The sequence below is a fragment of the Gordonibacter sp. Marseille-P4307 genome, assembly GCF_900604965.1.
In the GTDB taxonomy this organism is placed as follows: Bacteria; Actinomycetota; Coriobacteriia; order Coriobacteriales; family Eggerthellaceae; genus Berryella.
Window position 1 is genome coordinate 152,372 of the sequence record NZ_UWPD01000001.1, and the last position, 24,484, is coordinate 176,855.

General features: G+C 61.7%; 24 protein-coding genes. 3 read left to right on the forward strand and 21 right to left on the reverse strand.

All coding sequences use genetic code 11. The annotated features are described in order from the left end of the window. Positions 1 to 33: 33 nt before the first annotated feature. The 10 genes from htpG to EIH26_RS00755 form a co-directional block, all read right to left on the reverse strand. On the reverse strand, positions 34 to 1,935 hold the full coding sequence (htpG, locus tag EIH26_RS00710; protein ID WP_124060306.1) for a molecular chaperone HtpG: 1,902 nt from the start codon (positions 1,933 to 1,935) through the stop codon (positions 34 to 36). 170 nt (positions 1,936 to 2,105) lie between these two features. Next, complete coding sequence (locus EIH26_RS00715) at positions 2,106 to 2,408, reverse strand: hypothetical protein (RefSeq protein WP_124060307.1); 303 nt, start codon at positions 2,406 to 2,408, stop codon at positions 2,106 to 2,108. Between the two features lie 108 nt (positions 2,409 to 2,516). Next, positions 2,517 to 2,750 carry a NifU family protein gene (locus EIH26_RS00720; RefSeq protein WP_124060308.1) on the reverse strand — a complete coding sequence of 78 codons (234 nt, stop codon included), beginning with the start codon at positions 2,748 to 2,750 and terminating at the stop codon, positions 2,517 to 2,519. A gap of 103 nt (positions 2,751 to 2,853) precedes the next feature. Further along, positions 2,854 to 4,359, reverse strand: coding sequence for an LCP family protein (locus EIH26_RS00725; RefSeq protein WP_164470931.1), 1,506 nt, complete (start codon positions 4,357 to 4,359; stop codon positions 2,854 to 2,856). Positions 4,360 to 4,366: 7 nt separating this feature from the next. Next, on the reverse strand, positions 4,367 to 5,659 hold the full coding sequence (gene murA / locus EIH26_RS00730; RefSeq protein ID WP_124060310.1) for a UDP-N-acetylglucosamine 1-carboxyvinyltransferase: 1,293 nt from the start codon (positions 5,657 to 5,659) through the stop codon (positions 4,367 to 4,369). Positions 5,660 to 5,965: 306 nt separating this feature from the next. Beyond that, on the reverse strand, positions 5,966 to 6,826 hold the full coding sequence (gene tsf, locus EIH26_RS00735; RefSeq protein WP_124060311.1) for a translation elongation factor Ts: 861 nt from the start codon (positions 6,824 to 6,826) through the stop codon (positions 5,966 to 5,968). A gap of 135 nt (positions 6,827 to 6,961) precedes the next feature. Next, complete coding sequence (rpsB, locus tag EIH26_RS00740; protein WP_124060312.1) at positions 6,962 to 7,723, reverse strand: 30S ribosomal protein S2; 762 nt, start codon at positions 7,721 to 7,723, stop codon at positions 6,962 to 6,964. Positions 7,724 to 7,928: 205 nt separating this feature from the next. Then, complete coding sequence (locus EIH26_RS00745; RefSeq protein WP_124060313.1) at positions 7,929 to 8,237, reverse strand: hypothetical protein; 309 nt, start codon at positions 8,235 to 8,237, stop codon at positions 7,929 to 7,931. Between the two features lie 71 nt (positions 8,238 to 8,308). Next, on the reverse strand, positions 8,309 to 10,390 hold the full coding sequence (locus tag EIH26_RS00750; protein ID WP_124060314.1) for a heavy metal translocating P-type ATPase: 2,082 nt from the start codon (positions 10,388 to 10,390) through the stop codon (positions 8,309 to 8,311). A gap of 2 nt (positions 10,391 to 10,392) precedes the next feature. Next, entirely contained in the window at positions 10,393 to 10,641 is a 249-nt protein-coding gene (locus tag EIH26_RS00755; RefSeq protein WP_124060315.1) for a DUF6110 family protein, read from the reverse strand. A 295-nt stretch (positions 10,642 to 10,936) separates the two neighbouring features. Here EIH26_RS00755 and EIH26_RS08485 point away from each other — a divergent pair, with 295 nt between their 5' ends. Genes EIH26_RS08485 through EIH26_RS00765 form a run of 3 tightly spaced genes read left to right on the forward strand, consistent with a single transcriptional unit; the run spans position 10,937 to position 12,840 of the window. Further along, on the forward strand, positions 10,937 to 11,035 hold the full coding sequence (locus tag EIH26_RS08485) for a DUF6219 family protein (protein ID WP_241152712.1): 99 nt from the start codon (positions 10,937 to 10,939) through the stop codon (positions 11,033 to 11,035). 3 nt (positions 11,036 to 11,038) lie between these two features. Further along, positions 11,039 to 11,638, forward strand: coding sequence for a ribosome biogenesis GTP-binding protein YihA/YsxC (gene yihA / locus EIH26_RS00760; RefSeq protein WP_124060316.1), 600 nt, complete (start codon positions 11,039 to 11,041; stop codon positions 11,636 to 11,638). Then, positions 11,638 to 12,840: a putative ABC transporter permease gene (locus EIH26_RS00765; RefSeq protein ID WP_124060317.1), complete on the forward strand. Its 1,203-nt coding sequence runs from the start codon at positions 11,638 to 11,640 to the stop codon at positions 12,838 to 12,840. Before yihA ends, EIH26_RS00765 begins: the two co-directional genes overlap by 1 nt. A gap of 18 nt (positions 12,841 to 12,858) precedes the next feature. Here the strand turns inward: EIH26_RS00765 and rnhA are convergent, their stop codons facing one another. From rnhA to hisB, 11 genes are all read right to left on the reverse strand, one after another. After that, complete coding sequence (gene rnhA / locus EIH26_RS00770; protein ID WP_124060318.1) at positions 12,859 to 13,347, reverse strand: ribonuclease HI; 489 nt, start codon at positions 13,345 to 13,347, stop codon at positions 12,859 to 12,861. Positions 13,348 to 13,493: 146 nt separating this feature from the next. After that, positions 13,494 to 14,597 carry an NlpC/P60 family protein gene (locus tag EIH26_RS00775; protein ID WP_124060319.1) on the reverse strand — a complete coding sequence of 368 codons (1,104 nt, stop codon included), beginning with the start codon at positions 14,595 to 14,597 and terminating at the stop codon, positions 13,494 to 13,496. Between the two features lie 143 nt (positions 14,598 to 14,740). After that, positions 14,741 to 16,789, reverse strand: coding sequence for a class I tRNA ligase family protein (locus EIH26_RS00780; protein WP_124060320.1), 2,049 nt, complete (start codon positions 16,787 to 16,789; stop codon positions 14,741 to 14,743). Next, positions 16,770 to 17,837, reverse strand: coding sequence for a S49 family peptidase (locus EIH26_RS00785; protein ID WP_124060321.1), 1,068 nt, complete (start codon positions 17,835 to 17,837; stop codon positions 16,770 to 16,772). The genes EIH26_RS00780 and EIH26_RS00785 overlap by 20 nt, the downstream gene beginning before the upstream one ends. A gap of 99 nt (positions 17,838 to 17,936) precedes the next feature. Continuing rightward, positions 17,937 to 20,060, reverse strand: coding sequence for a transcription termination factor Rho (gene rho, locus EIH26_RS00790; RefSeq protein WP_124060322.1), 2,124 nt, complete (start codon positions 20,058 to 20,060; stop codon positions 17,937 to 17,939). Then, complete coding sequence (gene fsa / locus EIH26_RS00795) at positions 20,057 to 20,737, reverse strand: fructose-6-phosphate aldolase (RefSeq protein ID WP_124060323.1); 681 nt, start codon at positions 20,735 to 20,737, stop codon at positions 20,057 to 20,059. Before fsa ends, rho begins: the two co-directional genes overlap by 4 nt. A gap of 506 nt (positions 20,738 to 21,243) precedes the next feature. Then, a complete protein-coding gene (hisI, locus tag EIH26_RS00800) occupies positions 21,244 to 21,594 on the reverse strand; it encodes a phosphoribosyl-AMP cyclohydrolase (protein WP_124060324.1) in 351 nt (116 codons plus the stop codon). Between the two features lie 27 nt (positions 21,595 to 21,621). After that, entirely contained in the window at positions 21,622 to 22,380 is a 759-nt protein-coding gene (gene hisF / locus EIH26_RS00805) for an imidazole glycerol phosphate synthase subunit HisF (protein WP_124060325.1), read from the reverse strand. After that, positions 22,374 to 23,117 (reverse strand): 1-(5-phosphoribosyl)-5-[(5-phosphoribosylamino)methylideneamino]imidazole-4-carboxamide isomerase, encoded by a 744-nt coding sequence (gene hisA / locus EIH26_RS00810; protein WP_124060326.1) that lies wholly within the window; start codon positions 23,115 to 23,117, stop codon positions 22,374 to 22,376. The genes hisF and hisA overlap by 7 nt, the downstream gene beginning before the upstream one ends. Positions 23,118 to 23,134: 17 nt before the next feature. Next, positions 23,135 to 23,866 carry an imidazole glycerol phosphate synthase subunit HisH gene (locus EIH26_RS00815; protein ID WP_124060327.1) on the reverse strand — a complete coding sequence of 244 codons (732 nt, stop codon included), beginning with the start codon at positions 23,864 to 23,866 and terminating at the stop codon, positions 23,135 to 23,137. Continuing rightward, positions 23,863 to 24,471 (reverse strand): imidazoleglycerol-phosphate dehydratase HisB, encoded by a 609-nt coding sequence (gene hisB / locus EIH26_RS00820; RefSeq protein ID WP_124060328.1) that lies wholly within the window; start codon positions 24,469 to 24,471, stop codon positions 23,863 to 23,865. Before hisB ends, EIH26_RS00815 begins: the two co-directional genes overlap by 4 nt. Positions 24,472 to 24,484 lie beyond the last annotated feature (13 nt).

Genomic DNA, 24,484 nt, shown 5'->3' on the forward strand with positions numbered 1-24,484 from the left:
CGCCGAAACGGATCGGCGCCCTCTCGTGAAACGCTACATCAGCTGGCTGATCTGCTCGGCGAAGGCCATCGGGTCCTCGATGGGCACGCCTTCGATCAGCAAAGCCTGATTGTACAGCAAATCGGTGTAGAGCCGCAGTCTCTTATCGTCGCCCTCATCGTAAGCTTTCTTGAGCGACCCGAAGACGCGATGGGATGCATTGAGCTCCAGCACGCGCTCCGATCTGGCGCCCTGGCCATCCGGCATGCGCGACAGCACCTTCTCCATCTCAAGCGATACCGGGCCGACCGTCGTAAGCGCGGCGGGGACATCGGTCAGACGCGTGGAAACCACCACCTTGCTCACCGATTCACCCAATATGCCCCGCATCTTCTCGAACAGACCCTCGTTGGCCTTCGAGACCTCTTCGGCAACCGCCTTCTCTTCGTCGGTAGCCAGATCCAGATCGGCACCGGCCACGTTGACGATCTCGCGATCATCGAAGCGGCCCAGAGCCTGGAAGCAGAACTCGTCGACGTCCTCGGTACACAGCAGCACGTCGAAGCCCTTCGCCCGAGCCGCCTTCACCATGGGAAGCTTGCCCAGATGGGCAAGCGACTCACCGCAAGCGTAGTAGATGGAGTCCTGACCCTCGGCCATGGCCTCGACATATTCCGCCAGCGTGACCATGCGCTTCTGGGCGGCCGAATAGAACATCAGCAACCCGGCCAGCTCGTCGGCCTTGGCTCCGTAACTGGTGTAGATGCCGAACTTCAGGGCTCGGCCGAAATGCCCGAAGAACGCCTCGTAATCCTCTCGGTCGTTGTCGCGCGCCTTCTCCAGCTCGCTTGTGATCTTTTTCTCCACCTTGTTGGCGATAGCGCGCAGCTGGCTGTTATGCTGCAGCGTCTCGCGCGAGATGTTCAGAGTGAGGTCGGACGAATCCACCACCCCGCGCACGAACATGTAGTGGTCGGGAAGCAGCTCGGCGCACTTGTTCATGATAAGAACGTTGGAGCTGTACAGCGCGAGCCCCTTTTCGTAATCCGCAGAATACAGATCGAAGGGCGGGCGCTTCGGAATAAACAGAAGAGCATCGTAGGACAGCGCGCCTTCGGCATGGACGCTGATGGTGCGCGCCGGCTCGGTGAAGTCGTGGAAATCAGACTTGTAGAACTGGTCGTAGTCCTCCTGCGTCACGTCGGACTTGCGGCGCTTCCAGATGGGCACCATCGAGTTCACGGTTTCAACTTCACGGTAGTCTTCGTATTGCTGAACATAATCTTCCCCCGCGTCTTCGGGCTTGGGAACAGGCCGGCGCTTGGTGACCGTCATCTTGATGGGGTAGCGCACGTAATTGCTGTAACGGCGAATGAGATCCTTCAACCCCCACTCCGACAGATAGGAGTCGTAATCTTCTTCCTCGGTGTTGTCCTTCAGCGTCATGACGACGTCGGTGCCGTGGGTCGCACGGTCGGCCGCGGTGATGGTATAGCCTTCGACGCCGTTGCTGGACCAGCAGCTGGCCTCGTCGGAACCGTATGCACGCGAGATCACCCGCACGCTTTTAGCTACCATGAACGACGAATAGAACCCCACGCCGAACTGGCCGATGATATCGGCATCGGTTGAAGCGGCCACCTCGGGGTCGCCCTTGAACTGCTCTGACCCCGAATGCGCGATGGTTCCCAGGAACTTCTCCAGCTCGTCGGCCGTCATACCGATGCCGTTGTCGGAAACGGTGATCGTGCGGGCCTCGCGGTCGAAGGACACCTCGATCGCCAGTTCGCTGCGATCGATGCTCATCGCATCGTCGGTGAGGCTTTTGAAGTACAGCTTGTCCACCGCATCCGACGCGTTGGAGACGAGCTCGCGCAGGAAGATCTCGCGGTTCGTGTAGATGGAGTTGATCATGAGGTCGAGCAGCTTCTTGCTCTCGGTTTTGAATGCGCGCATACCGGTTCGTCCTTTCGTCCACCTGCGACGACCGCTTAATCGGCCGCTGCAGAACGCCACGATTAGCAGTCGTGGCTTTAGAGTGCCAGAAAGATTTTAACGCGGACCACCCAACTGTCAAGAAACTCCAACCACAGGGAACCGCACGGTAACCAAGCGCCGCGATGCTCCTAGATAAGGAATCGCGTGGTCTGCCTCCCCTTATCGGGAATGCCCCCCGTGCGCGAAGCCCTGTCGGCCATGCTCGGCCCGTGCTTCAAGAAGAACTCGCACCAATGGCAGCACTCCTTCACGGCCGCGTCGTAATCTCGGTCGGGATTCAGCAACAGGTCGAAATCGGTAGCCACCTTATGGTTCGAACGGAAACAATCGGCGTTGAAGCACTCCGACGGACACAGGTCGTCGGCCAGGCTGTGGGGACAGCGCGACATCCATTCCTCATCGCACCCGCGTATTTCCCAGCAATGCGGCATACCGCTCCTTCCCGCATAATCACGCAAATCATCCGATGAAAGATTACCCGAACGCGAAGGGCGGCCCATCGGCCGCCCTTCGTTGGACACGCATTCGTCACGCAACGCCTAGTTTTCGGCCGCAACCACCTTGGTCACGCCGGGCACGCGCTCCTTCAGGATGCGCTCGATGCCGTTTGCAAGCGTCAACGCCGACATGGGACAACCCTTGCAGGCACCCACCAGCTCAACGGTAACGACACCGTCTTCGGACACATCCACCAGATGGGCATCGCCGCCATCGGCAACGAGGCTGGGGCGGATAAGATCGAGGACGGTTTGGACCGAGTTCTTGTCTACCACGAAGGGCTCCTTCTCTCTTGATAAATTCAAAGACGCATTCTAGCACAGCCGGCCCCCGCGCAAAAACCACGGTGCGCCTGGGGCGGCATGCGATACACCGCCGTTACGAAACCGGCTTGTAGTCTCCCCCGATAACCACCAGCACATCGCCGGTATACGTGTAGTACCCCACGTCCTTCACCGTGCGTCCGAAACCCATGCGCTCGACGATGGCCTTGGCCTGCATTTCATGATCGGAGCTGTACACCGCAAGCGTTTCCCCGAAAACCTGCTGCTCGGCGTTGCCCGTCGCCGTGATCTCGCATCCCATCTGAGAAAGAAGCTGGGTTACGGAAGCCGCCGCTCCCGTAACCGCCGCACCGTTGCGAACTTCGACCTTCAATCCCGAAAGATCGATCTCCCCGGCTTGCGCAGCGCTCGATGCGTCACCGCCTTCGACGAAGGCCGTCTGCACGTGAGGCCAATCGGCTTTGGACGGGGTGAAGACGCGCGGTGAAGTCGATACCAGGGAGGAGGACGATCCGCCGATCGATCCGGGGATAGCCGCAGCCGAAACACCGGATCCCGAAATACCCACCATCGATTCGGCCGCCGCAAGCAAGTCGTTCGAAGGGATATCGGTCTGGAAGTACGGGCTGACCTTGTCCAAAAGCGAAGCCGACGACAGCGTCCCCTGGGCGCTGAACAGCTTCATGGTCAACTGGGAGAAAAACGCCGCCTGGTTGTGCGCTTGGGATTGGACCCCCTTCGAAAGATTGGTCGCGCGCAGAAACGTAAGCGCCGCCGACCCTGAAAGCTTCTGAGGCCCTGCTGAGAGGTAGTCGCTGCCCGCCGCAGGATCGTCGATCTCCTCAATCAGATCAAGCTGGACGCCATCCACCGCATCGACCAGCTTCAGAAGACCTGCGCGATCGATCTTGACGAAGTGGGCAATATCGACGCCGACCAGATCGGACACCTTTCCGATAAGCGCCGCGTCGCCTTCTTTCGACGCATCTCGCAGCTGATGAAGATTCCCGTCGGACAGAGTGGCCGCCGTCTCTGCCGGAATACCAAGAAAGCCCATGGTTTTGCTCTGAGAATCGACGCGCACCAAAACCAGGCTATCGGGGCCCTCGAGATCAGACGCAGCGGTCGTACCGCCCAAATCGGCAGATATCAGCACATAGTACGCCGCCTTCTCCTGCGGAGCCTTCAAGGCGGCGGTTGCATCGGAGTCACGCAGGGCAAGCTTCGATCCCACGCTGCCGAAATACACGAACACGCCGACGGATACCGCAAGAACGGCCAGCAGAACGAGGATCGCCGCGATGCTGGCAATGCGCCGTGCGCGCGTGCGACGATGAATATCGTAAGCGAAATCGCGTCCGCCCACGTGCATGGCGGCGGCACCCGACTGACGATACGCGTGCGAAACGACGTTGCGCACCTCTCCATGAGAAGCGCGCGACTGCTTGCGACCGCTGGCGAACGAAACGCTCCCGGCGTTCATAGAGCGGCCACCGCGCTGGACGGAGGGGTGAATATGGGATCCGATGAGGGAACTATTTGCCCTGCGGGCGGTTTCGCGCAGCTTGCGCGCGTTCACGTTCCTTTTGCCGTCAGCCATAACGCGCCTATCGGAGGCCGTCGCCGAGGGGACCTTCGACCACGCGCTGGACATCGACGCCCAAAGAGCGCAGCTTGCCCACATAGTCTTCGTAGCCGCGGTCGATATGAGCCACCTTCCGCACCCTCGTCTCGCCCTCGGCCACCACGCCGGCCAGCACGAGAGCCGCCCCTGCGCGCAGATCGGTCGAGGTTACCGGAGCCCCCTGGAGCCGATCGACTCCGCGCACCAGCGCATGATGATCCTCGATGACGATGTCGGCACCCATGCGCATGAGCTCGGATGCAAACATGAAGCGGTTCTCGAACACGTTCTCGGTGACGACCGAAGTGCCCTCGGCGCAAGCCGCCAACAACATGAACTGAGCCTGCAGATCGGTGGGAAACCCTGGATGCGGAAGGGTCTGGATGTCGACCGGAGAGAGCGGACGGACGCGCGACACCGTAACCCAATCGTCGCCCTGTTCGACGTCGCACCCCATCAGCTCGAGCTTCATCAGAGCCATGCGCAGAAACGACGGGTCTACCCCGCGCACGGTGACCGGCCCGCCCGTAAGCGCGCCGCCCACCAGAAACGTCCCCGCCTCGATGCGGTCTCCGCACGTCGCGTGCTCGCAGGGATGCATGGACGAGAGTCCAACCCCCTCGATCTCGATAAGCGACGAGCCAGCACCGTTCACGCGCGCGCCCATCTCGTTGAGCATGGTGGCCAGATCAACGATCTCGGGTTCGCGCGCAGCGTTCTCGATCTGGGTCGTACCCTCGGCGGTCACAGCCGCCATCAGTAGGTTCTCGGTCGCACCGACGCTAGGGAAGTCCAGCACCACATGGGCCCCGTGCAAGCCGTCCGGCGTCGCGGCCTTTAAAAATCCGTGCTCGGTAACGAACTCGACGCCCAGCGCCTCGAGCCCCTTGAGATGCATGTCGATCTTGCGCGCTCCGATCTGACAGCCTCCGGGCATGGCCACGTGGGCCTTGCCGAAACGTCCGACCAGAGGGCCGAGAATGGAAATACTCGCGCGCATCTTCGAAACCAGCTCGTAAGGAGTCTCGAAGCGCTCCACCGATGACGTATCGATGGCAAGGGTGTGCCCCTCCCGCTTCACAGAAGCGCCCAGCTGACGCAGAACCTCGGACATGATGCGGATGTCCGAGATGTCGGGAACGTTGCCGATAACGCACCTTCCCCGACCCAGAAGGGATGCGGCGATCAGCTTGAGGGCCGAGTTCTTCGCCCCCGACACGCGCACCTCTCCCGACAGCGTGCCGTTGCCCCTGACAAGGATGATTTCTTCCGACATAGCCCCACCTCGTAGTTCGATTCATAAGCGATTGAGCGGTGCGGTTCCGCGGTTTTCCCGTCGGCGGCCGCATTGGGAAACCCTGCCGCATCCGTCTTCGGATTGCACGGCGCATCCAGGTTCGATCGATGCGCAGGGCCGTCGTTTGCCGCCATCCATTATAAGGATCGGGGGCATCTGGCTCCGGCGCGTTGCCCCTCCGATAGACAATTTACGCGAATGCGGACATAAAGATCGCAACCCGAAAAGAACGAGGGACCGCGCCTATACGGCGCGGTCCCTGCGCATCATCAGTTCTATCGGACGTTACGCGCCCAGGGCGAAGCGCACGAAACCCACAACCTTGATGGAACCGCCGAGCTGCTTGGCGACCTCGTCGGTGTACTGGGCGATGGTCTGATCGGGGTTCTTAACGTAATCCTGCTCGGTCAGGCAGTTCTCCTTGAAGAACTTCTCGAGACGGCCCTCGGCCATCTTCTGCTGGATGTTCTCGGGCTTGCCGGACTCGGCGGCCTGAGCCACGTAGATAGCGCGCTCGTGCTCGACCGCATCGGCGGGAACGCCCTCGCGGTTGGCAGCGACCGGAGAGATCGCGGCAACCTGCATGGCAACGTTGCGGCCGTATGCGACGAAGTCGGCAGCAGTGGGATCGATGCCCTCGACGTCGAACTGAACCAGAACACCGATCTTGCCACCCATGTGAATGTAAGAGCACACCGCGCCGGCCTCGACGGTCTTGACGCGGGCGAGGTTCGCGTTCTCGCCCAGCACGTGAACGGCGTCGGTGATGATATCGGCAACGGTTTCGCCGTTGTCGGACAGGTCCTTGAGCGCCTCGACATCGGAGCACTTGTTGGACAGGGCAACGCCGGCGATGCGATCGGCGTAGGCCTTGAACTTCTCGTTCATGCCCACGAAGTCGGTCTCGCAGTTAAGCTCGAGCACGACGCCGGATTTGCCGTCCTCGGCGACGATAACGGTCACGGTGCCTTCGTTGGTGGCGCGACCGGCCTTCTTGGCAGCCGCGGCCAGACCGCGCGTGCGCAGAACGTCGACGGCCTTGTCCATATCGCCTTCGGCCTCGTTCAGGGCCTTCTTGCACTCCATCATACCGGCGCCGGTGAGCTCGCGGAGCTCCTTGACCATCGCAGCGGTGATTGCAGCCATGTGTGTCCTTCCTCTTTTTCTTCGAAGCGCTCCTCAGCCTAGACGAAGCGCCTCATGTGTACGCGAAGCAAACGGGGTCGCGAAGCCTGCGGTTTCGCGCTCCCCAAATCCAGATCCCCGATGGGGAATCCGACCCTACTTGGCCGCGGGAGCCTCGGTGGCAGCCTCGGCGACGGGCGCCTCCTGGACGGCAGCCATCTCCTCGGCGGTCACCGGAGCGCCGGTGCCGGCGATAACGGCGTCGGCCACGAAGTCGGTGAGCAGGCGAACCGAGCGGATCGCGTCGTCGTTGGCGGGGATGCCGTAATCGACGTCGTCGGGATCGCAGTTGGTGTCGAGGGTACCCACGACGGCAACGCCCAGGCGCTTCGCCTCATGGATGGCAAGGGACTCGCGGTTGGTGTCGATAACGAACACCGCATCGGGGGTGCGAGTCATGTTGCGGATGCCATTGAGGTTGGACTGCAGCTTGGCCAGCTCTTTGTGACGCAGGATCTGCTCCTTCTTGGGAAGCAGCGCCATGCGGCCGTCGGCGTCCATGGCCTCGAGTTCTTCCATGCGCTTCACGCGAGAGCGGATGGTGACGAAGTTGGTGAGCATGCCGCCCAGCCAACGGGAGTTCACATAGGGCATGCCGCAGCGGTTGGCGGCGTTGGCGACGGCTTCCTGAGCCTGCTTCTTAGTGCCGACGAACAGCACGGTGCCGCCCTTCTTGGACATCTCGGAGACGAAGGTGTACACGTCGTCCATGCCCAGAAGGGTCTGCTTGAGATCGAGGATGTAGGTGTCGCCGCGCTTGCCGAAGATGAACGGCTTCATCTTGGGGTTCCAACGACGGGCCTGATGGCCGAAGTGCGCGCCCGCGTCGAGCAGCGTCTGGATGCTGACTTTCGTCATTCTTTTCTCCATTCGTTAGTCCTCTGCCCGTGGTCTTCCCCGAATTCCGCAGCCTTTTTCGGTGGCCACTAGCGGCTCGGGTCGCACGAGCATGTGTGATTAGAAACTGGGTCAGTATACCCCATTTCCCAAGGCTTCAGCGCAAAAAACACAGCGGATGCGCTCTGGGGGAGACCACGGTCTGCGCCGGCTTGCGCCCCGATCCTCAGAGCAGGGATCCGCACGGCTCCGATGAGCGCGGCGGATCCCATGTGATGCAGCGGACGCCGACGTTACCGCGATGCGGAGCCTTTCTTCCCCTTTGCCTTGGCTTCGAGGACAGCGCGGTGCCTATGCAGGCGAAGCTCGACATGACCGAGACGGGATCGGCCGCGAACTTCTCTGCGAACTTGTCTCCGGTGAACGGGTAGTTCGACATGGCGTATCCGGCGTTCAGAAACACACCCATAAGCAACATCAGCGCCAGGAACGGATACGCGAGGGTCTGCGTTTTCTTCCGTGTTTTCGCCGACACGGGCGGGTCCATAAAAAACGGGACGGACACCCCTGTCCGTCCCGCAAGAAAACGACCGTTGCCGCGTCGAGCTAAACTCGGTACCTGCGACCGGCCGACAAACTGAGGCCGATAGTGGTCGCATTATGCAGCAGCGACGAAGTCTGCGGCATGACCACCCCCAGGATGCCCAGCAGCATGAATATGCTGTTGCATACCATAACCTGCGTAAACGATCGATCCATGCGTCGCACCAGCGCACGGCTGAGCTTAACCAGCGCCACGATGGAAGACAGATCTCCGTCGGTCAGGGTGATATCGGCCACCTCTTTCGCGACCGCCGTCCCCTGCCCCATGGCGATGCCCACGTCGGACAGGGCGAGCGCAGGTGCGTCGTTCACGCCGTCGCCCACCATGACCACCTTGCAGCCCTCGTTTTTGAGCCGTTGGACATAGGCGTGCTTGTCTTCGGGCAGAAGATCGGCCCGCCACTCGGTCACGCCCGCCTCTTCGGCCACGCGCCGAGCCGTGCGCTCGTTGTCTCCCGTAAGCATGACGACGCGCTTGAAGCCCAGGGCGCGTAGCTCTTCGACCGCTTGGCAGACGCCGTCTTTCAGCGGGTCCTCGATGGCCAGCACGCCCACCAGCTCTCCGTCCACCGCAAGGTAGAGCGGAGAGAAGCCCTCGGTTTCGCGAGCGATAAGCTGCTTTTGATCCGGGCCGATCTTGACGCCCTCGTCGCCTGCGACGAAGTGCTCGGACCCGATAACCACGCGCTTGCCGTCCAGCGACGAGGCGATTCCATGCGCGACGATGTATTCCACCTCGGCGTGGCGCTCACGATGGTCAAGCCCCCTGTCGGCAGCGGCGCGCACGACAGCGCGGGCAACCGGATGGGGGAAGTGCTCTTCCAGGCAGGCGGACAGGCGCAAAACCTCGGTCTCGTTCCAACCGTCGAACGAAAGGACGCCCGCCACCGACGGGGTCGCTTCGGTCAGCGTGCCGGTCTTGTCGAATACGATGGTGTCCGCATCGCACACGGCGTCGAAGTACTTCGATCCCTTCACCGTGAACCCCGAGCCGGCCGACTGGCTAATCGCGGACAGCACCGAAATCGAACTGGTCAGCTTCAGCCCGCACGAGTAATCCACCATCAGAGCCGCCGACGTTCTGGTCATGCTGCGCGTGGCAAGGGCCACCCCCGCGGCAAGGACGAAGTTCCACGGCACGATCCGGTCGGCCAGCGCCTCGCGCGTCGCCTGACGGCGTGATTTGTACTGGTCGGCGCTTCTTACCAGATCGACGATTGAGCGCAGGCGCGTCTCGTTCGGAGCGCTCTTCACGCGCACCAGGATCTCGCCGCTCTCGACGCTCGTACCCGCGAACACGTCGTCGCCGGTCGTGCGCTCGACCGCCAAAGGCTCGCCGGTAAGCGACGATTGGTTCACCATCGCGCACCCGTGAACGACCTGTCCGTCGATGTTGATGCCCATGCCCGTGCGAACCGCAACGATATCGCCCACCGCCAGCGAGGACAGGGGCACCTCGATCTCAAGATCGCCCTCGACCTTCTGGGCGTTTTCGGCCACGTTCAGAAGCGCATCGACCAACGCCCCTTCGGAGCGCGCCTGGGTGTAGTCTTCAAGCGTTTCGCCCACGCGCAGCAAGAACATGGTTTCACCCGCGGTCTTGGGGTCGAACTGGACCAACGACATCCCGATAGCGGCCGCATCGAGCACTGGCACGTCCAAGCGCGCGCGGCTGAGCGATGCCAGAGCCTCGGTCAGAAAACGCTGGTACGCGATGAGCCCCAGCACGACGGATATCGGCTTGGGAACGAACCATCGACGCAGGAGATAGGTGCCCATCAGCCAAGCGAGATCGATCATAAGCTGATGGGAGTGCTGCGCCGAGGAAAACGAGTACTCGGCGCGCATCCCCTCGATAGCCGCCTCGTCGATCGAGGCGAGATGGGCGATAGCCCGCTCGCGGCCCGCGTCGCCGCAATACGACAACGCCACCTCTCCGATGCGCGGATACACCTTCGCATCGCAAACGCAGGGCGCCGACCTCAGCACGGCCTCGAAAGGCCCCTGATCGCGCGCAGGCACGAAGCCGGACAGCTTGATGCGCAAGCGGCGCCCGGGAATCTCGGACTTGATGGAGAAATCCACGACTAGTTCTCTTCCTCGGCAACCTTCTTGGCGTCCTCGACGTTGATGTAGGTAGCCTGAGCCACGATATCGTCGTACTCGGCCTTGGCCTGCTCGACCATGTTCTCGTACGAATCGCGGATCTTCATGCCGCGGGCAAGGGCGTGAACGTAGCCGGCCTTGGCGGCCTGGGACGTGAACGCCTTGAGACCCACGGTTCCCGCAAGGAAGCCGCCGCCGACCAGCAGTGCGTTGCGTGTACAGTTCTTCATGATGGTTCCTTTCTTCAACAGCGGGGTCCCACACCCCGCCCGATACCTTTCACAGAGGCGCCTGAAGCCGCCGCCCGCCTCGATGATAAAAGCAGGGTTTCACGAAGTCCAGGGTAACTTAAAGCGTAAACCAAGGTGGACTTTCCGCAGGTCAAAACTAACTTTATGGCAACTTCAGCTAACTCGTTATCATGCTACAATGCATCGAAGCAGCCGTAAAGATAAATAAGGTTAACTTACGGAAAATCTGCCTTTTTCAGCTGGTGACCCTATAGTGTTAGCGAAGGAGTACCCTATGAGGAACCATAAGTTCTGGGCTGTCGCAAGCTGCGTCTGCATGGCGATGGCGCTCTATACCGGTTGGGCTCTCACCGGAAAGCACCGAAAAGGATAACCATTGAATTTCAAAACCGTGGCCTTCGAGCGATCATTCGGCATCTCGTCTCAGCTCACCGAATCGACGCTGCCCGAAGTTGCGTTCGCCGGGCGATCCAATGTGGGGAAGTCGTCTCTTCTCAACAAGCTCTTCAATCGCAAAGGGCTTGCCAAGGTGTCGTCGACGCCGGGGAAAACCGCCACCATCAACTTCTTCTGCACCGACGATGCCCGCTTCGTCGATCTTCCCGGGTACGGATACGCCCGCGTATCCAAAACCGAACACGAACGCTGGGCCGAGCTCATCGAAGGATACTTCAACCAGGAGCGCAACTTCGCTGTGGTCTGCTCGCTGATCGATATCCGTCACCCGGCATCGGCCTTGGACGAGAACATGGTGCGCTTCCTGCAAGACGCCCGGCTTCCCTACCTGATCGTCCTCACCAAAGGGGATAAACTCTCGCAGCAGAAGTGCAACCGACAGAAGGCCGAGCTCAAAAAGCAACTCTCCATCGGCGACGATGTCCCCATGGTGATCACGTCATCGCTGAAAGGCTCGGGCATCGATAACCTGCGTCGGGAAATCGCCCGCTTCGTGGGAAGCGAACCGCGGAGTCTCTGATGAGAGCCGATCAGCCCGTGAACATGCTCGATCAGAGCATCGACCCTCTCGGTACACCCGCTCGCGTGCCGATCGCGCTGCGCGCGTTCGGAGCTCTGGTTATCGCCAACGGCATGGCGTCCATTCCCCTCCAGGCGATCAGCATCGCCGATTCGATCATCGCGTTTCAGGGCGGAAAGCTGTCGGGGCTCTCCGTCGTCGGGCTCGTCACCGCCGGCGTGGAAGGCCTGTTCCTTACCGCATCGCTGGTGCTGTCCATCGTGTTGGGGGCGCGGCTGTTCATGAACCAGCGCCGCTGGGCAGGGCGCATCGCAAACATCTTGGTGACGGTCAGCGTTATCGTGCTTCTGACCACCGTCTTGCAACACGGTATCGTATCGTTCGGCACCCTGGCCGAAACCGTCACGTTGGCGGTGAACGTCATCCTGTCGGGATACCTCGACCCGAGCCTCTTCGAAGAGCGCAGATTGCAGCGGAAGCTGCGCGACATGGACGAACGCACCGATGCGCAGGAAGGCGTCCTGGGGCGCGACAAGACGGGGTCAGGTTACATCGCCCTGAACTTCTTCAACCTGTTCTGGATTTTCGTGATCTGCTGCGTTGGCGGGCTCGTCATCGAGACCATCTACCATTTCGCAATGTTCGGAGGATACCAAGACCGCGCGGGACTGCTGTTCGGACCCTTCTCCCCCATCTACGGAATAGGCGGGGCGCTTGTCACCATCGCCCTCAACCGGTTCTATCGCGCCCACCTCGCGGTGGTGTTCGTCGTCAGCGCCTTCATCGGAGGCGCGTTCGAGTTCTTCGTAAGCTGGTTCATGGAGGTCGCCTTCGGCGTAACCGCCTGGGATTATTCGGGAACCTTTTTGAATATCGGCGGACGCACCAACCTCCAGTTCATGATGATGTGGGGTGTTTTGGGGCTGTTCTGGGTGCGCCTGCTTCTGCCGCACATGCTGGAGCTGGTCAACCGCATACCCTGGAACTGGCGCTATTCGCTCACCACCGTGTTCGCGGCGCTCATGCTGGCGAACTGCGGACTCACGCTGGTGTCGCTTGACTGCTGGTACGGGCGCCTGGCGGGAACCAACCGCGACGAGACGTTCGTCGAACAGTTCTGCAACCAGCACTTCGACGACAGCTTCATGAAGAACCGGTTCCAATCGATGTCCATCGATCCCGCAAACGCAGTTCGCTCGTAGGCCGAAGAGGCGCGGTTGCTAGTCGACCTCGCCTGAAAAGCCCACGTCTTTCGTCCATCCCGACCGATCGTTGGCAGCCGCGGTTGCAAGCGCATCGCAGCGCTCGTTTTCCGGATGGCCGTTATGCCCGCGCACCCACACGAACCGAACGCGGTGGGAAGACCGAGCTTCAAGCAGGCGCTTCCAAAGATCGGCGTTTTTCACCGGCTTCTTTTGCGCGTTCTTCCAACCGCGCGCGATCCATCCGTCGATCCAGCGGTCGTTGAACGCACGCACCACGTACTGCGAGTCGGAGTACAGCACCACGTCGCACGGATGTTTGAGAGCCTCCAGGCCCGCAATCGCGCCCAAGAGCTCCATACGGTTGTTCGTAGTGCAGGAAAATCCCTGGAAGAGCTCTTTTTCGTGAACGCCTCCCGCAGGATCGACATAGCGCAGAACCGTTCCGTACCCGCCCGGACCGGGATTGCCCCGCGACGATCCGTCAGAGTAGATCTCCACCTTCATGAAACGAACTCCTTACACCTCGGGCAAACAGACGCGGTGCAACCTCCACGCGCCCCCCCTCCCGCAGCTGCTTCGCGGGTCAAAAAAGCGTCGGTGCGCCCCGGTAAAGAGAAGCGCACCGACGCCGAACGTACGGAATACATCGCTTACGGACGAACGTAGATCATCCCCGGCATAACCGGGCCGATAATAACGCCCACGCCGAACGTAGCCGCGTGGATCATCTGCCCGCCGCCCACGTAGATGCCGCAATGATCCCAGTTCGTGCATACATCGCCCGGCTGAGGGTCGGACACGCGGGGCCAGGACATGAAGGTTCCGGTGGTACCGACGCGCCCCGTGCCGCCGGTGAGCGCATAGCCTACAAAACCGGAGCAGTCAAACGACGCCATACCGGTGGCGCCCCAACCATAAGGCTTACCCAGCTGGGAGTAAGCACGCTCGAGCACCGAACCCCCGCCGCTGGGAGGCGCGGGCTGAGGCTGGGGAGAGGGGTTGGAAGGTGCGGCCTGGCTATTGCCGCCGCCGTTGCCTGCGCCCCCGTTGTCGGGCGTCGCGGAAGGCACCGTCGCTCCCGCCGCCTCGACGGCGGTTTGAGCGGCGGCCTGCTCGGCCGCGCGCTGCTCTTCGATGAGCTCGCGCGCCTCGGCGCTCAGCCCGTCGTAGGTTTGCTGCATCGTGTTCACCGTCGCCTGGGCATCAGAAGCGATCGCAGCCGCTTCCGCAGCCTGACGGGCCGCCTCGCCAGCTTGCTCGGCGAAGATGCGCTCCTGCTCGGATGCCTCGGCACGCAGGTCCTTGGACCGGCGCACCAGATCGGCATCGCTTTCGTTCACACGGCTGAGAAGATCCCAGTTGGATGCGAATTCGGAAAAGCTCGCAGAGCCCAGCAACAGATCCAGGAACGACGTCGGACCTCCGCGGTACATCGAACGGGCGCGCTCGTTCAGGCGCGACTGAATCGAATCGATCTCGCCGGAAAGCTCCTCGATGCGCACGCTGGCGCCATCGCGCTGAACTTCGGCCGCTTCCTGGGCCGCCAGCGCTTCGCCGTAGTTGGCGGATGCGCGGTCGAGCTGTTCTTGCATTGCGTTAAGCTGGGCAAGCGCGCTCTGCGCTTCGGCTTGCTTGTCGGAAACCTTATCAGCGTAGGCATCGGACGCGCCGAGCGTCGCTCCAAACGCCGCTGCGGCGGCGACACCGGCGGCGCAGAGGAGACGCGTCGCTCGGATACTCAGGTCGTTTGCCATGGAAGTCTGACCTCTTTTCACCTTCGTTTCAAGCGCCCCTAGGCGCTTCTCCCTTATCGAAGTTGCGGCCAATAACCTACCACGAATGAAATGAAACAACAAAACGGGAGGTCAGGAAAACCTCCCGTTTTCGGCGCACCCAGCTAGCGGTACTGCGATTCGTGCTTGCGGAAGAAGTCGAAGCGCGGGGGCAGCTCGCGAACCCGATGGGCGCCTGCAGCACGCTCGTCCTCGTCGCACAGCTCGGCCAGGCTGTCGAAACGGTGATTCCAGCTGAAGAAGGTTTTGGGGTCGAACTGCAGGTAATCACAGATCATCTCGCATCCGGTGGGAACGACGGGATGCATCAGCAGCGTGGAAACCCACAGCTGGTAAGCGCAGTCGGCCAGCACCTGGCAACGCAGCTCGTCCGACTCTTCCCCCTCAAAGCTCTCGACCCGTTTGATACCATCCGCCCAGCGCTTGTTCGCAACGCGCAGAAAGCCGTCCATCAGCGACATAACCGAGTGGAGTTCGGCTTTCTCCATCAGAATATCGTACTCGGCCATGACGGCATGGCACTCCTCGACGGCCCCCGCGCTGGGAGCGCGCAGTGGAACCGCGCCCCCGAAGCTTTTCTTCGCCTCGTACAGACAGCTTCGCCCCAGGCGGTTGAATACGTTTGTGAGCAGGGCACCCTCTTTCAAAACGGGGTCGGCGATGCGCGGATCGTCCTTCTCCTGCTGGGTGGCCGTAAAGGGCTTCGGCTTGAATCCCACCGACTTCTGATCCAGCCCCAACGCGAGAAAGTGGGCGCGCAGCTGTTCGGGCGTGTAGTGATCCAGCAGCTCGTCGGCAGTGGGCGGTTTGACCGAACTGGACGACGAGGCCTTCTTGTTTCCCAGCAGCACGTGATGATTCGCAACGAGCGTCGTCTGACGCAACGGCACGCGTGCATCGTTCGCTCCGAAAATGTCGCGGTCGCGCAGCGCCTCCCAGAGCGCCGTTTGAACCACGCCGTAGAAATACAGGTTGTCCTGCCCGATGAACTGGTAGACCCGCGCATCGTCGGAACACCAGAAATCGCGCCAACTGCCCTCGGGCAAGCCGGCCGCATCGTTGGCCGCGGCCGTGAACGAAATGGGCGCCCACAGGCTTTCGGGCCAGCACCACACCGTAAGGCCCTCCACCCCGTCGATGACGGGAGCCGCAACACCCCATTCGATGTTTCCCGTGATGCGGAACGGAACGAGCGCCTTGCTGGTGCGGAACCGCAAACCCGCCCGCCGCATGCGGTCGCGCGCGCAGTCGCGGTCGTCGATGGATGAGAACTCGACCTCGAAGCTGTGCTTTCCGCGCTCGGCCTCCCTTAGCTCGAAAGAGGGCAGCTCGTCGGCGATCTCATCGAACTGAGCACGCTCGTCGTTTTTCACGTAGATGATGGGAGCGCCCAGAAATTCCTTGATGGTTTGGGGAACGATCGCACGGATGCGGTCGTCGGCCTCGAGCCCGGCCACGTATTCGCGCAGAAAGGAGGCGAAGGATGGCAGGTCGAAATACCAGTTATCCACCGGACGCATCTCGGGCACCACGCCGGTCAGGGACGATCGGGGGTTGATGAGCTCCTCGGGAGCGTAGCTGTGCCCCAAATCGCACTCATCGGCGTAAGCATGCTCGGATTTGCAGCCCTGAACGGGGCAGCGCCCCACGACCTGACGTCCATTCAAAAACGTATCGGCTTCGGGATCGAAGAACTGCAGCGTCGAGCGCTTATGCAGGACGCCCGCCTCATGAAGGCGGCGAATGATGTTGTCGGTAAGAGCGCGGTGAACCTCTCCCGCATGGCCGATGCCGCTCCCTTCGTAAATGGACGGCTCGACATCGTAGGCTTTCAGCGTCGCCTTCTGCTTGTCATGGTTCATCTGCACGTACTGACCGATGGTGCCGTCGAAGTCGCCGGATTCAACCAGCTTGCGATACCCTTCGTTGATAGGCGATCCGAAGCAGTCGGTACCGCTGACGAAGCGCACGTTGCCCGCTCCTATGCGATCTTTGAGAAAGCGCGCATACGCATCGGCAGGGACGAACACCCCGGCGATGTGCCCGAAATGCAGCGGCTTGTTACCGTAGGGCATGCCTGCGGTAACCACCGCGCGCTTCGGCCATACGACCTGGGTGAAAGGCGGATTGCCGTTATCGAGCGATGATGCCATGGGTCGTCTGCTCCTCCAAAATAGTCGTCAAGTCGGATGCGGACAGATTGTAGCCGCTCATAAGAAGCGACAGCAAGCTAGCCCTCGACGGGGGAACCTCCAGATCGATTACCTGGTAGTCGTCGGGGATACCCGCCGCCTGGGCCGCATAATCCTGCGCGTCCTCAAGCGTCCCCACCTCGTCGGCCACGCCGTTTTCAACCGCGGTCGTGCCGGCAAAAGGAAGCCCGGTTGCGATCGAGCGCGTGTAGTCGAGCGAAAGGCCGCGGCCCTGCGCCACGTTCTCGATGAACGTGGCGTTGATCTCGTCGACAAGCGCCTGGTAATAGGTCTTCTCCTCAGCGGTCAACGGGCGGAACCCGTAGCTTGAGTCCTTACTGGGAGCCGACTTGATGGAGTCGACCGAGATCCCCAGCTTGTCCATGACCTCGGATAGGTCGGTTACCTGCATGACCGTCCCGATGGCGCCGATTTCGGTGGTCTTGGCCACGAAGATGTAATCAGACATCGCCGAAAGCTCGTATGCGGCGCTGGCGTTGATGGCGGCGCTCGAGACGACGATGGGCTTGCTGAACTGCCTGACGTATTGGGCCATCTCCTCGCCCGCCGTGGCCGTACCTCCCCCGGAGTTCACGCGCAGAACGACCGCTTTGATGCGGTCGTCGTCCTCGGCGCGATCGAGCAGCGACTTGAGCCCTTCGGGACTCGAGGACGTGCCGTTGTAACCGATAGCGCCATCCACGCTGATGAGGGCAACCGCATCCCCCGAAATGGAATCGGCGTCTTTGAGCACATTCGCAAGCAGGACGATCCCCGTGACGATGAATGCGAGAACGACCGCAACGACGGCTGCGAGAGCGAAGCGGCGGCGCGAAGGTCTCCCGACTCTTTCGCCGTTCGGTCGAGCGGCGCCGTAGAAGCCGTTTTGCGGGGCGCAAAACGCATCCGACGCGGGTGCGGCGAATGGCGGCGCAACGGGATGCGCACCCGAACGCGCGCGCTCGAACGATGTGGTGCGGGGAGGCTCGGGACTGAGGTTTTCTGCCATGCCTTCTCTTTCGAACTGGTTTCGTAGATCGCCCCATGTTACCAGACCGGCGCGCTACAGCAGGGAGAACGCGTAATCCGAAACGACCTCCGGGCAACGCTAAAGCGACGCCGCCTCCCCCTTCGACTGCTGCGCCTTGCGCGCAGTGCGCAGCAGGAACTCCTGGTTGGTGTCCGTCTGCTTGATTGACTTGATGAGGGTGTCCATCGCTCGCTCGGTGTTGTTCATGTTCGCAAGGATCCGGCGCACCGCCCATACCAGCGGAGCAACCTGCTGATCCATCAGCAGCTCTTCTTTGCGCGTTCCGCTGGCCACCGCATCGATCGCGGGGAAGATGCGACGGTCGGCCAGATAGCGATCGAGCTTAAGCTCCATGTTACCGGTTCCCTTGAATTCCTCGAAGATAACCTCGTCCATCTTGGACCCGGTTTCGACCAGGGCAGACGCGAGAATGGTCAGACTGCCGCCTCCCTCGATATTGCGAGCAGCGCCTAAGAAGCGCTTGGGCGGATACAGGGCCGTAGAATCCACGCCGCCAGACAACACGCGTCCGGACGCCGGCTGCGCCAGGTTGTAGGCGCGCGCGAGACGGGTGATGGAGTCGAGAAGGATGACCACGTCCGCACCCAGCTCAACCATCCGCTTTGCGCGCTCGATAACCATCTCGGCACAGGCGATGTGGTTTTCGGCGGGCATGTCGAAGGTCGAGGAGATGACCTCGCCCCTGATGGAGCGCTGCATGTCGGTAACCTCTTCGGGACGTTCGTCCACCAGCAGGCACATAAGATGCACCTCGGGATTATTCGCCGTGATGGAAGCTGCGATATCTTTGAGGATGGTGGTCTTGCCGGCCTTGGGTGGCGACACGATAAGCCCGCGCTGACCCTTGCCGATAGGCGCCACCAAATCGATCACGCGAGCCGTGTACGTGTGGGCTCCGTGCTCCATGATCAAACGCTCCTGAGGATACACCGGAGTCAGATCGGCGAAGCGGGGACGCGATCCCAGCTGCTCGAGCGGGGTTCCGTTCACAGAGATAACCTTTTGCACCGCCGCGAACTTATCGTTGGGGCGAGCGGGGCGGGTCTGACCCACCAGGAGATCTCCTTTGCGCAGATGGTTGCGCTTGATAACCGAGGCGCTTACGTAGCAATCGCCCTCGCCGGGAAGATAACCGGACGTGCGCAGGAATCCGTACCCATCGGACAGCACGTCCAAAACACCGGATACCTCGAGGAAACCCTCGGCCTTTACGCTGGCAGCGAACACCAGCTCAACCAGGTCCGCCTTCTTCACGCCGGAGGCCTCGACGCCCAGCTCGGCAGCTTTCGCCCGCAACTCGGCCACCTTGAGCGCGGCAAGCTCCTCGCGCGTCACGCTGGGAGCGATCTCGCGGTCGTTGCGCTGGTGGCGACGGTTGCTCTTCTGATTGCCGAAGCGATTCTGCCCGTTATTCTGCCGATCGGAGCGGTCTTTGCGCTGGCCGCCTCGCTGGTTGGAATCGCTCCCGCCGCTCGCTTGGTTGCGCATGCCGCTGGATAAAGCTCCGGGCCTGCGGTTTTTCTGCGATGCATCCCGACGGTTGCGACGATCGGCCGCGTCGGAGGAAAAGTCGCTTCCGGGTTTTCCGGATTCCCCGCCCAAAGCCGCGTCGTCGGACGGCTTGTCCGAAATCTTGGCGCGCGTCGTACGGCGGGGAAGGCGCGGACGCTCCCCTTCGGAAGAACCGTCTTCGATCGATGGGGCGAAGGCAAGCAGCGAGTCGGCAATGCGAGAAGCCGCATCCTCCTCGATGGCAAGGGCGGCTGCCGAAAGGGCCTGCGCGGAGACGGCCTTCTTGACCACGGGAAGGCTGAGATCGTCGGCAACCGCCGAACTTTCGGGCGACGACGTTCCTTCAACCTGCGGCGTTTCTGCGACCGCAGTCTTGCGCGGGCGACCGCGACGACGCTTCGGCGCCTCGCCATCGGTCGGCGCGACGGACTCGGAAGCGGGATCGCCTCCCTTGTCGGGAACGGAAGAAACCTCGACTCCAGACTCCTCGGAAACCGAGGTCGCCTTCTTCGCACGAGAAGCGCGCGGCTTCTTGGCGGGAGCGGATTCGACAGAAGCGCCGGTTGCGGCCGACTTGCCTTCAGGGGCGTCTTTCTTGACCGATGCGCGGCGCCGCGGGCGGGGCGACGGAGCTTCGACCGGCTGCTCGTTCACGATCTCGTCGCTCATGCGTTCTGAACCTTCTCCCAATCCTTGAGGAACGTTTCAAGGCCGCGATCGGTCAGCGGGTGCTGCACCATCTTCTTCAGAACGGGGAACGGCACGGTGGCGATATCGGCCCCCATCAGCGCCGCCTGGGTAACGTGATTGGCGCTGCGCACGGATGCGGCGATGATCTCGATCTGCTGGCCGTTAACCGTCGACTGAGCGAAGTCGTAGTTCGCAATGGCGGTCACCACGTTTTCAAGCTGGTCCAGCCCGTCTTCAGAAATGTCGTCGAAACGGCCGATGAAGGGGCTGATGTAACGTGCGCCGGCACGGGCGGCAAGAAGCGCCTGGGGAACCGAGAAGCACAGCGTCATGTTCACGGGAATGCCCTCGTTCGCCAGAACGCGCGTAGCGGCCAGGCCCTCGACCATCGTGGGAATCTTCACCACGACGTTGGGGGCGATGGCGGCCAGCTCGCGGCCGTCGCGTACAATCTCGTCACGCGTCATGGCGACGGATTCGGCGGAAACGGGGCCGTCGACGATATCGCAGATACGCTTGATGTGGTTTTGGAAATCAGAGACTTTGCCACCGATCTTGGCATACAGGGACGGGTTGGTGGTGACGCCCGCAAGCGCCCCCCAACTGGCCGCCTCTTCGATCTCGTTCAGATCGGCAGTGTCCAGAAAAAACTTCACGTGTCCTCCTTCGGGATCATGCGTTGCCGTCAAAACCGGGTGCACCCGGTATCGATACTGACATAGGATGTACCTGATGAACAGGTAAGATAAACGAAAACAGCGAGAGATGACGTTCGGGGATGCAAACCTATCCCGCACACATGCGCCCCGCTTATGCATGCAGCGTATAACGGTTGTTCATGGGATTTTAACGGGGCTATGGTAGCCCAAACGGAATCGTTGCGCAAGAAGACTCCACGAACAGCACGCAGCGACGCGGCGACTTGCGAACGAGAGAGCCACCTCGAATCCGCCTGCGCATCGCTTTGCCCTCTTCGAGCGGATCGCAAGCCCGCCACGTAAATGTGCGCAAGCTCTTCCTGATTCACGCCCTCGAACTCGGTCATCGTCTCTTTCATAGCGGTCTGAACGTCGACATTGGTAAGCGACGGCTCGGCAGTGGCGGTGTCGCCACTTACGTTCACCTTGCCGATCGAATAGGCGGATGCGCAATGCGGGAAACCTTAGCTGATCCTACGGAAAAAGCAGCTGCGGGCACCGGTATGACAGGCGGGTCCGGCCGCTTCGACCAGCGCGAGCAACGTATCGGCATCGCAGTCGAAACGTAGATCGACCAAGCGCTGCGTGTTTCCGGAAGTCGCCCCCTTATGCCACAGCTCGGATCGGCTGCGCGACCAAAACCAGGTGGAGCCCGTCTCCAAAGTAAGCTTCAGCGACTCTTCGCTCATCCAGGCCATCATCAGAACCAAGCCGGTCGATTCCTCCTGGACGATGCACGGAATCAACCCCGCGCCATCGAAGCGAACCTGGGCGAAGAACTCTTCGACCGCCACGCCCGCCACCGCATCCCCCATAACCGTCCGTCCTTTCTCGGTGCGTCGCTACAGGCGCACGGGAATCCCCTGCTTGCCTAGATACTCTTTGACCTGGCGGATGGTCAGCTCCCCTTTGTGGAACACGCTGGCGGCCAACACGGCGTCCGCCTCGCCCTCGATGATGCCCTGGGCGAAATGCTCGAGCTCGCCCACGCCGCCCGAAGCGATAACCGGAACGTTTACCGCTCGCGCAACCGCGCGCGTCAAAGCGCAGTCGAACCCCTCGCGCGTTCCGTCGCGATCCATGCTGGTCAGAAGGATCTCTCCCGCTCCGCAGCGAGCCGCCTGACGCGCCCATTCCACCGCATCGAGCCCCGTGGCCCTGCGCCCTCCCGCCACGAACACCTCCCACTTGCCAGGAGCGCGGCGGCGCGCATCGATCGCGCATACGACGGCCTGGGACCCGAACGCCGCCGCGGCCCGGGAGATCAGCCTCGGATCCTTAACGGCGGCAGAGTTCACCGAAACCTTGTCGGCGCCCACCGCGATCATGGCGCGCATATCGGCCACCGTGCGAAAGCCCCCGCCCACGCAGTACGGCAGTCGCAGGTGCTCGCTCGCCCGACTCGCAAGATCGATGGTGGGCGTGCGGTCTTCATGCGTAGCTGCGATGTCAAGGAACACCACTTCATCAGCTTTCTGACGGTCGTAGCGCTGGGCCAGTTCGATGGGATCGCCCACATCGGACAATCCCACGAAGTTGACGCCCTTCACCACTCGACCCGCCTTCACATCCATGCAGGGAATGACGCGTTTCGTCAGCATGAGCGCTCCTTATTGCATCGATCGATCTCCCGGCACGCCTTTGCAAGGTCGAGCGACCCTTCGTAGATCGAACGGCCGGCGATAACGCCCTCGATCGCATCGCCCAGACCGAGCATCGCGCGAACGTCTTCCATCCCCGCAACCCCGCCCGATGCGACAACCGGATGACCGAACGCGCACGCCATGCTGCGGTACGCCTCGGGATCGAGTCCGGTCTGCATGCCGTCGCGGGAGATGTCGGTGTACACCATATGGCGATAGCCCAAACCGGCCATGGAGCGGGCAAGGTCAGATGCTGAAACACCCGATCCTTCCCCCCACCCCGCAACGGCCGCCTCGCCGCTTTTCGCATCGATGCCCGCCGCCAGCATATCGCCGTAGCGCCGTACGGCAGCGGCGGCGAATTCAGGGTCGCGCACAAGCGCGGTTCCCAGCACCACTCGCGACGCACCTGCGCAAACCAGCCGCTCGATCGAACCGAGGGATCGAATACCTCCTCCTACCTGGGATTTAAGAGAAGTTGATGCAACGATGCGCTCGATTATCGCGGCGTTTGACGACACGCCGGTGCGGGCGCCGTCCAAATCGACGATATGCACCCAACGCGCACCAGCCTCCTCGAACCGCCTCGCCTGATCGACGGGATCGTCGCTGTAGCAGGTCACCCGGCTGTAGTCGCCTTTGGCCAATCGAACGGCCTTGCCGTCGAGAATATCGATCGCAGGAAGAAGATGCATGGCTGCTCCTTGCCCGCCTACGAGGCGCGTTTGACGAATCGGACGAAATTACGCATGAAAACGGCTCCTGCATCCGAGCTCTTCTCAGGATGGAACTGAACTCCGAATACATGGGAAAGCGGTCTGACCACAGCGGGAAACTCAACGCTATGCGTAGCGGTTGCGCAGGTAAACGGTGAGCTAGGTGCGATGTAGCTGTGCGTGAAGTAGAAGTTTTCACCCGAAGCGACACCGTCGAACAGAGCCGGGTTCGAAGCATCGCCGCTTTCGAAAAAGGACGAGCGCCCGTCGCAAGGCGAGCTTTCGCGCTCGAAGCCCGAACCTCCGCGCGCGAAGTCCACCTGATTCCAACCTACGTGCGGCACTTTGAACACGCGACCGGCGACGTCACGATCCGGCATGCGCAAAACCACCCCCGGAGCGACCCCCAAGCCGCGCTCCATGCGATCAAGTTCCTCCTCCGATGCGTCGGTTCCCTCGACACCTCGCTCGAACAGCAGGTGAAGCCCCAAACAGATACCGAGAAACGGAACCCCTCGATCGATGCGCTGACGCACGACCTCCATCTGGCCCGACAAGCTCATTTCGCGCGCGGCATCGGCGAAAGCCCCCACCCCCGGCAACACGATGGCCTCGGCGGAGGCGATCTGGGCGCAATCGGAGGTGATACGGGCGTCGGCTCCCGCTGCAATCAAACTGCGCTGAACGCTGGCCACGTTTCCCTTCCGATAATCGACGACGGCTATCACAGCATCCCCTTCGTCGAAGGCAGCGCCCCGCATTCGCGCGGGTCGAACGCAACAGCTTGCCGCAACGCCCGCGCAACCGCCTTGAACGACGCTTCCGCAATATGATGCGCGTTTTCCCCTGCGATCCGGCGAATATGCAAGGTGATTCCGGCATTGGCGGCAAACGCCGTGAAGAACTCTTTGACCAGGGACGAATCGAACGCGCCCAGCAAGATGAGCGGCATATCGACATCCCAGTACAGCGCGCCGCGCCCCGATATATCGCACGTCGCGGCAATCAGAGCCTCGTCCATGGGAACCGTCATGTCCCCGAACCGCACGATACCCCGTTTATCCCCTATTGCCTGGGAAAACGCCCGACCGAGCACGATCCCGCAATCCTCTACGGTGTGATGCCCGTCCACTTCCAGATCGCCCTTCGCCGAAAGGCGCAGGTCGAACAGGCCGTGCCGCGCAAACGCCGCCAGCATGTGATCGAAAAACCCGATACCGGTTGAGCATTCGAGCGCGCCCGTTCCGTCAAGCGCGAACTCGACCGCGATCGAAGTCTCGCTCGTAACGCGCTCTATCTGAGCCAAGCGAACCTGTCCAGCGTTGCCATCCATGCAACCATCCCCT

What these genes read in the sequence shown, in the direction of transcription:
- EIH26_RS00785 (WP_124060321.1), bottom strand. Translation starts at nt 17,837, where the DNA reads ATGGCAGAAAACCTCAGTCCCGAGCCTCCCCGCACCACATCGTTCGAG.
- rho (WP_124060322.1), bottom strand. Translation starts at nt 20,060, where the DNA reads ATGAGCGACGAGATCGTGAACGAGCAGCCGGTCGAAGCTCCGTCGCCC.
- rpsB (WP_124060312.1), bottom strand. Translation starts at nt 7,723, where the DNA reads ATGACGAAAGTCAGCATCCAGACGCTGCTCGACGCGGGCGCGCACTTC.
- htpG (WP_124060306.1), bottom strand. Translation starts at nt 1,935, where the DNA reads ATGCGCGCATTCAAAACCGAGAGCAAGAAGCTGCTCGACCTCATGATC.
- tsf (WP_124060311.1), bottom strand. Translation starts at nt 6,826, where the DNA reads ATGGCTGCAATCACCGCTGCGATGGTCAAGGAGCTCCGCGAGCTCACC.
- murA (WP_124060310.1), bottom strand. Translation starts at nt 5,659, where the DNA reads ATGTCGGAAGAAATCATCCTTGTCAGGGGCAACGGCACGCTGTCGGGA.
- hisF (WP_124060325.1), bottom strand. Translation starts at nt 22,380, where the DNA reads ATGCTGACGAAACGCGTCATTCCCTGCATGGATGTGAAGGCGGGTCGA.
- EIH26_RS08485 (WP_241152712.1), top strand. Translation starts at nt 10,937, where the DNA reads ATGAGGAACCATAAGTTCTGGGCTGTCGCAAGCTGCGTCTGCATGGCG.
- hisB (WP_124060328.1), bottom strand. Translation starts at nt 24,471, where the DNA reads ATGGATGGCAACGCTGGACAGGTTCGCTTGGCTCAGATAGAGCGCGTT.
- hisA (WP_124060326.1), bottom strand. Translation starts at nt 23,117, where the DNA reads ATGCATCTTCTTCCTGCGATCGATATTCTCGACGGCAAGGCCGTTCGA.
- rnhA (WP_124060318.1), bottom strand. Translation starts at nt 13,347, where the DNA reads ATGAAGGTGGAGATCTACTCTGACGGATCGTCGCGGGGCAATCCCGGT.
- EIH26_RS00765 (WP_124060317.1), top strand. Translation starts at nt 11,638, where the DNA reads ATGAGAGCCGATCAGCCCGTGAACATGCTCGATCAGAGCATCGACCCT.
- EIH26_RS00715 (WP_124060307.1), bottom strand. Translation starts at nt 2,408, where the DNA reads ATGCCGCATTGCTGGGAAATACGCGGGTGCGATGAGGAATGGATGTCG.
- hisI (WP_124060324.1), bottom strand. Translation starts at nt 21,594, where the DNA reads ATGGGGGATGCGGTGGCGGGCGTGGCGGTCGAAGAGTTCTTCGCCCAG.
- EIH26_RS00755 (WP_124060315.1), bottom strand. Translation starts at nt 10,641, where the DNA reads ATGAAGAACTGTACACGCAACGCACTGCTGGTCGGCGGCGGCTTCCTT.
- EIH26_RS00725 (WP_164470931.1), bottom strand. Translation starts at nt 4,359, where the DNA reads ATGGCTGACGGCAAAAGGAACGTGAACGCGCGCAAGCTGCGCGAAACC.
- EIH26_RS00775 (WP_124060319.1), bottom strand. Translation starts at nt 14,597, where the DNA reads ATGGCAAACGACCTGAGTATCCGAGCGACGCGTCTCCTCTGCGCCGCC.
- EIH26_RS00780 (WP_124060320.1), bottom strand. Translation starts at nt 16,789, where the DNA reads ATGGCATCATCGCTCGATAACGGCAATCCGCCTTTCACCCAGGTCGTA.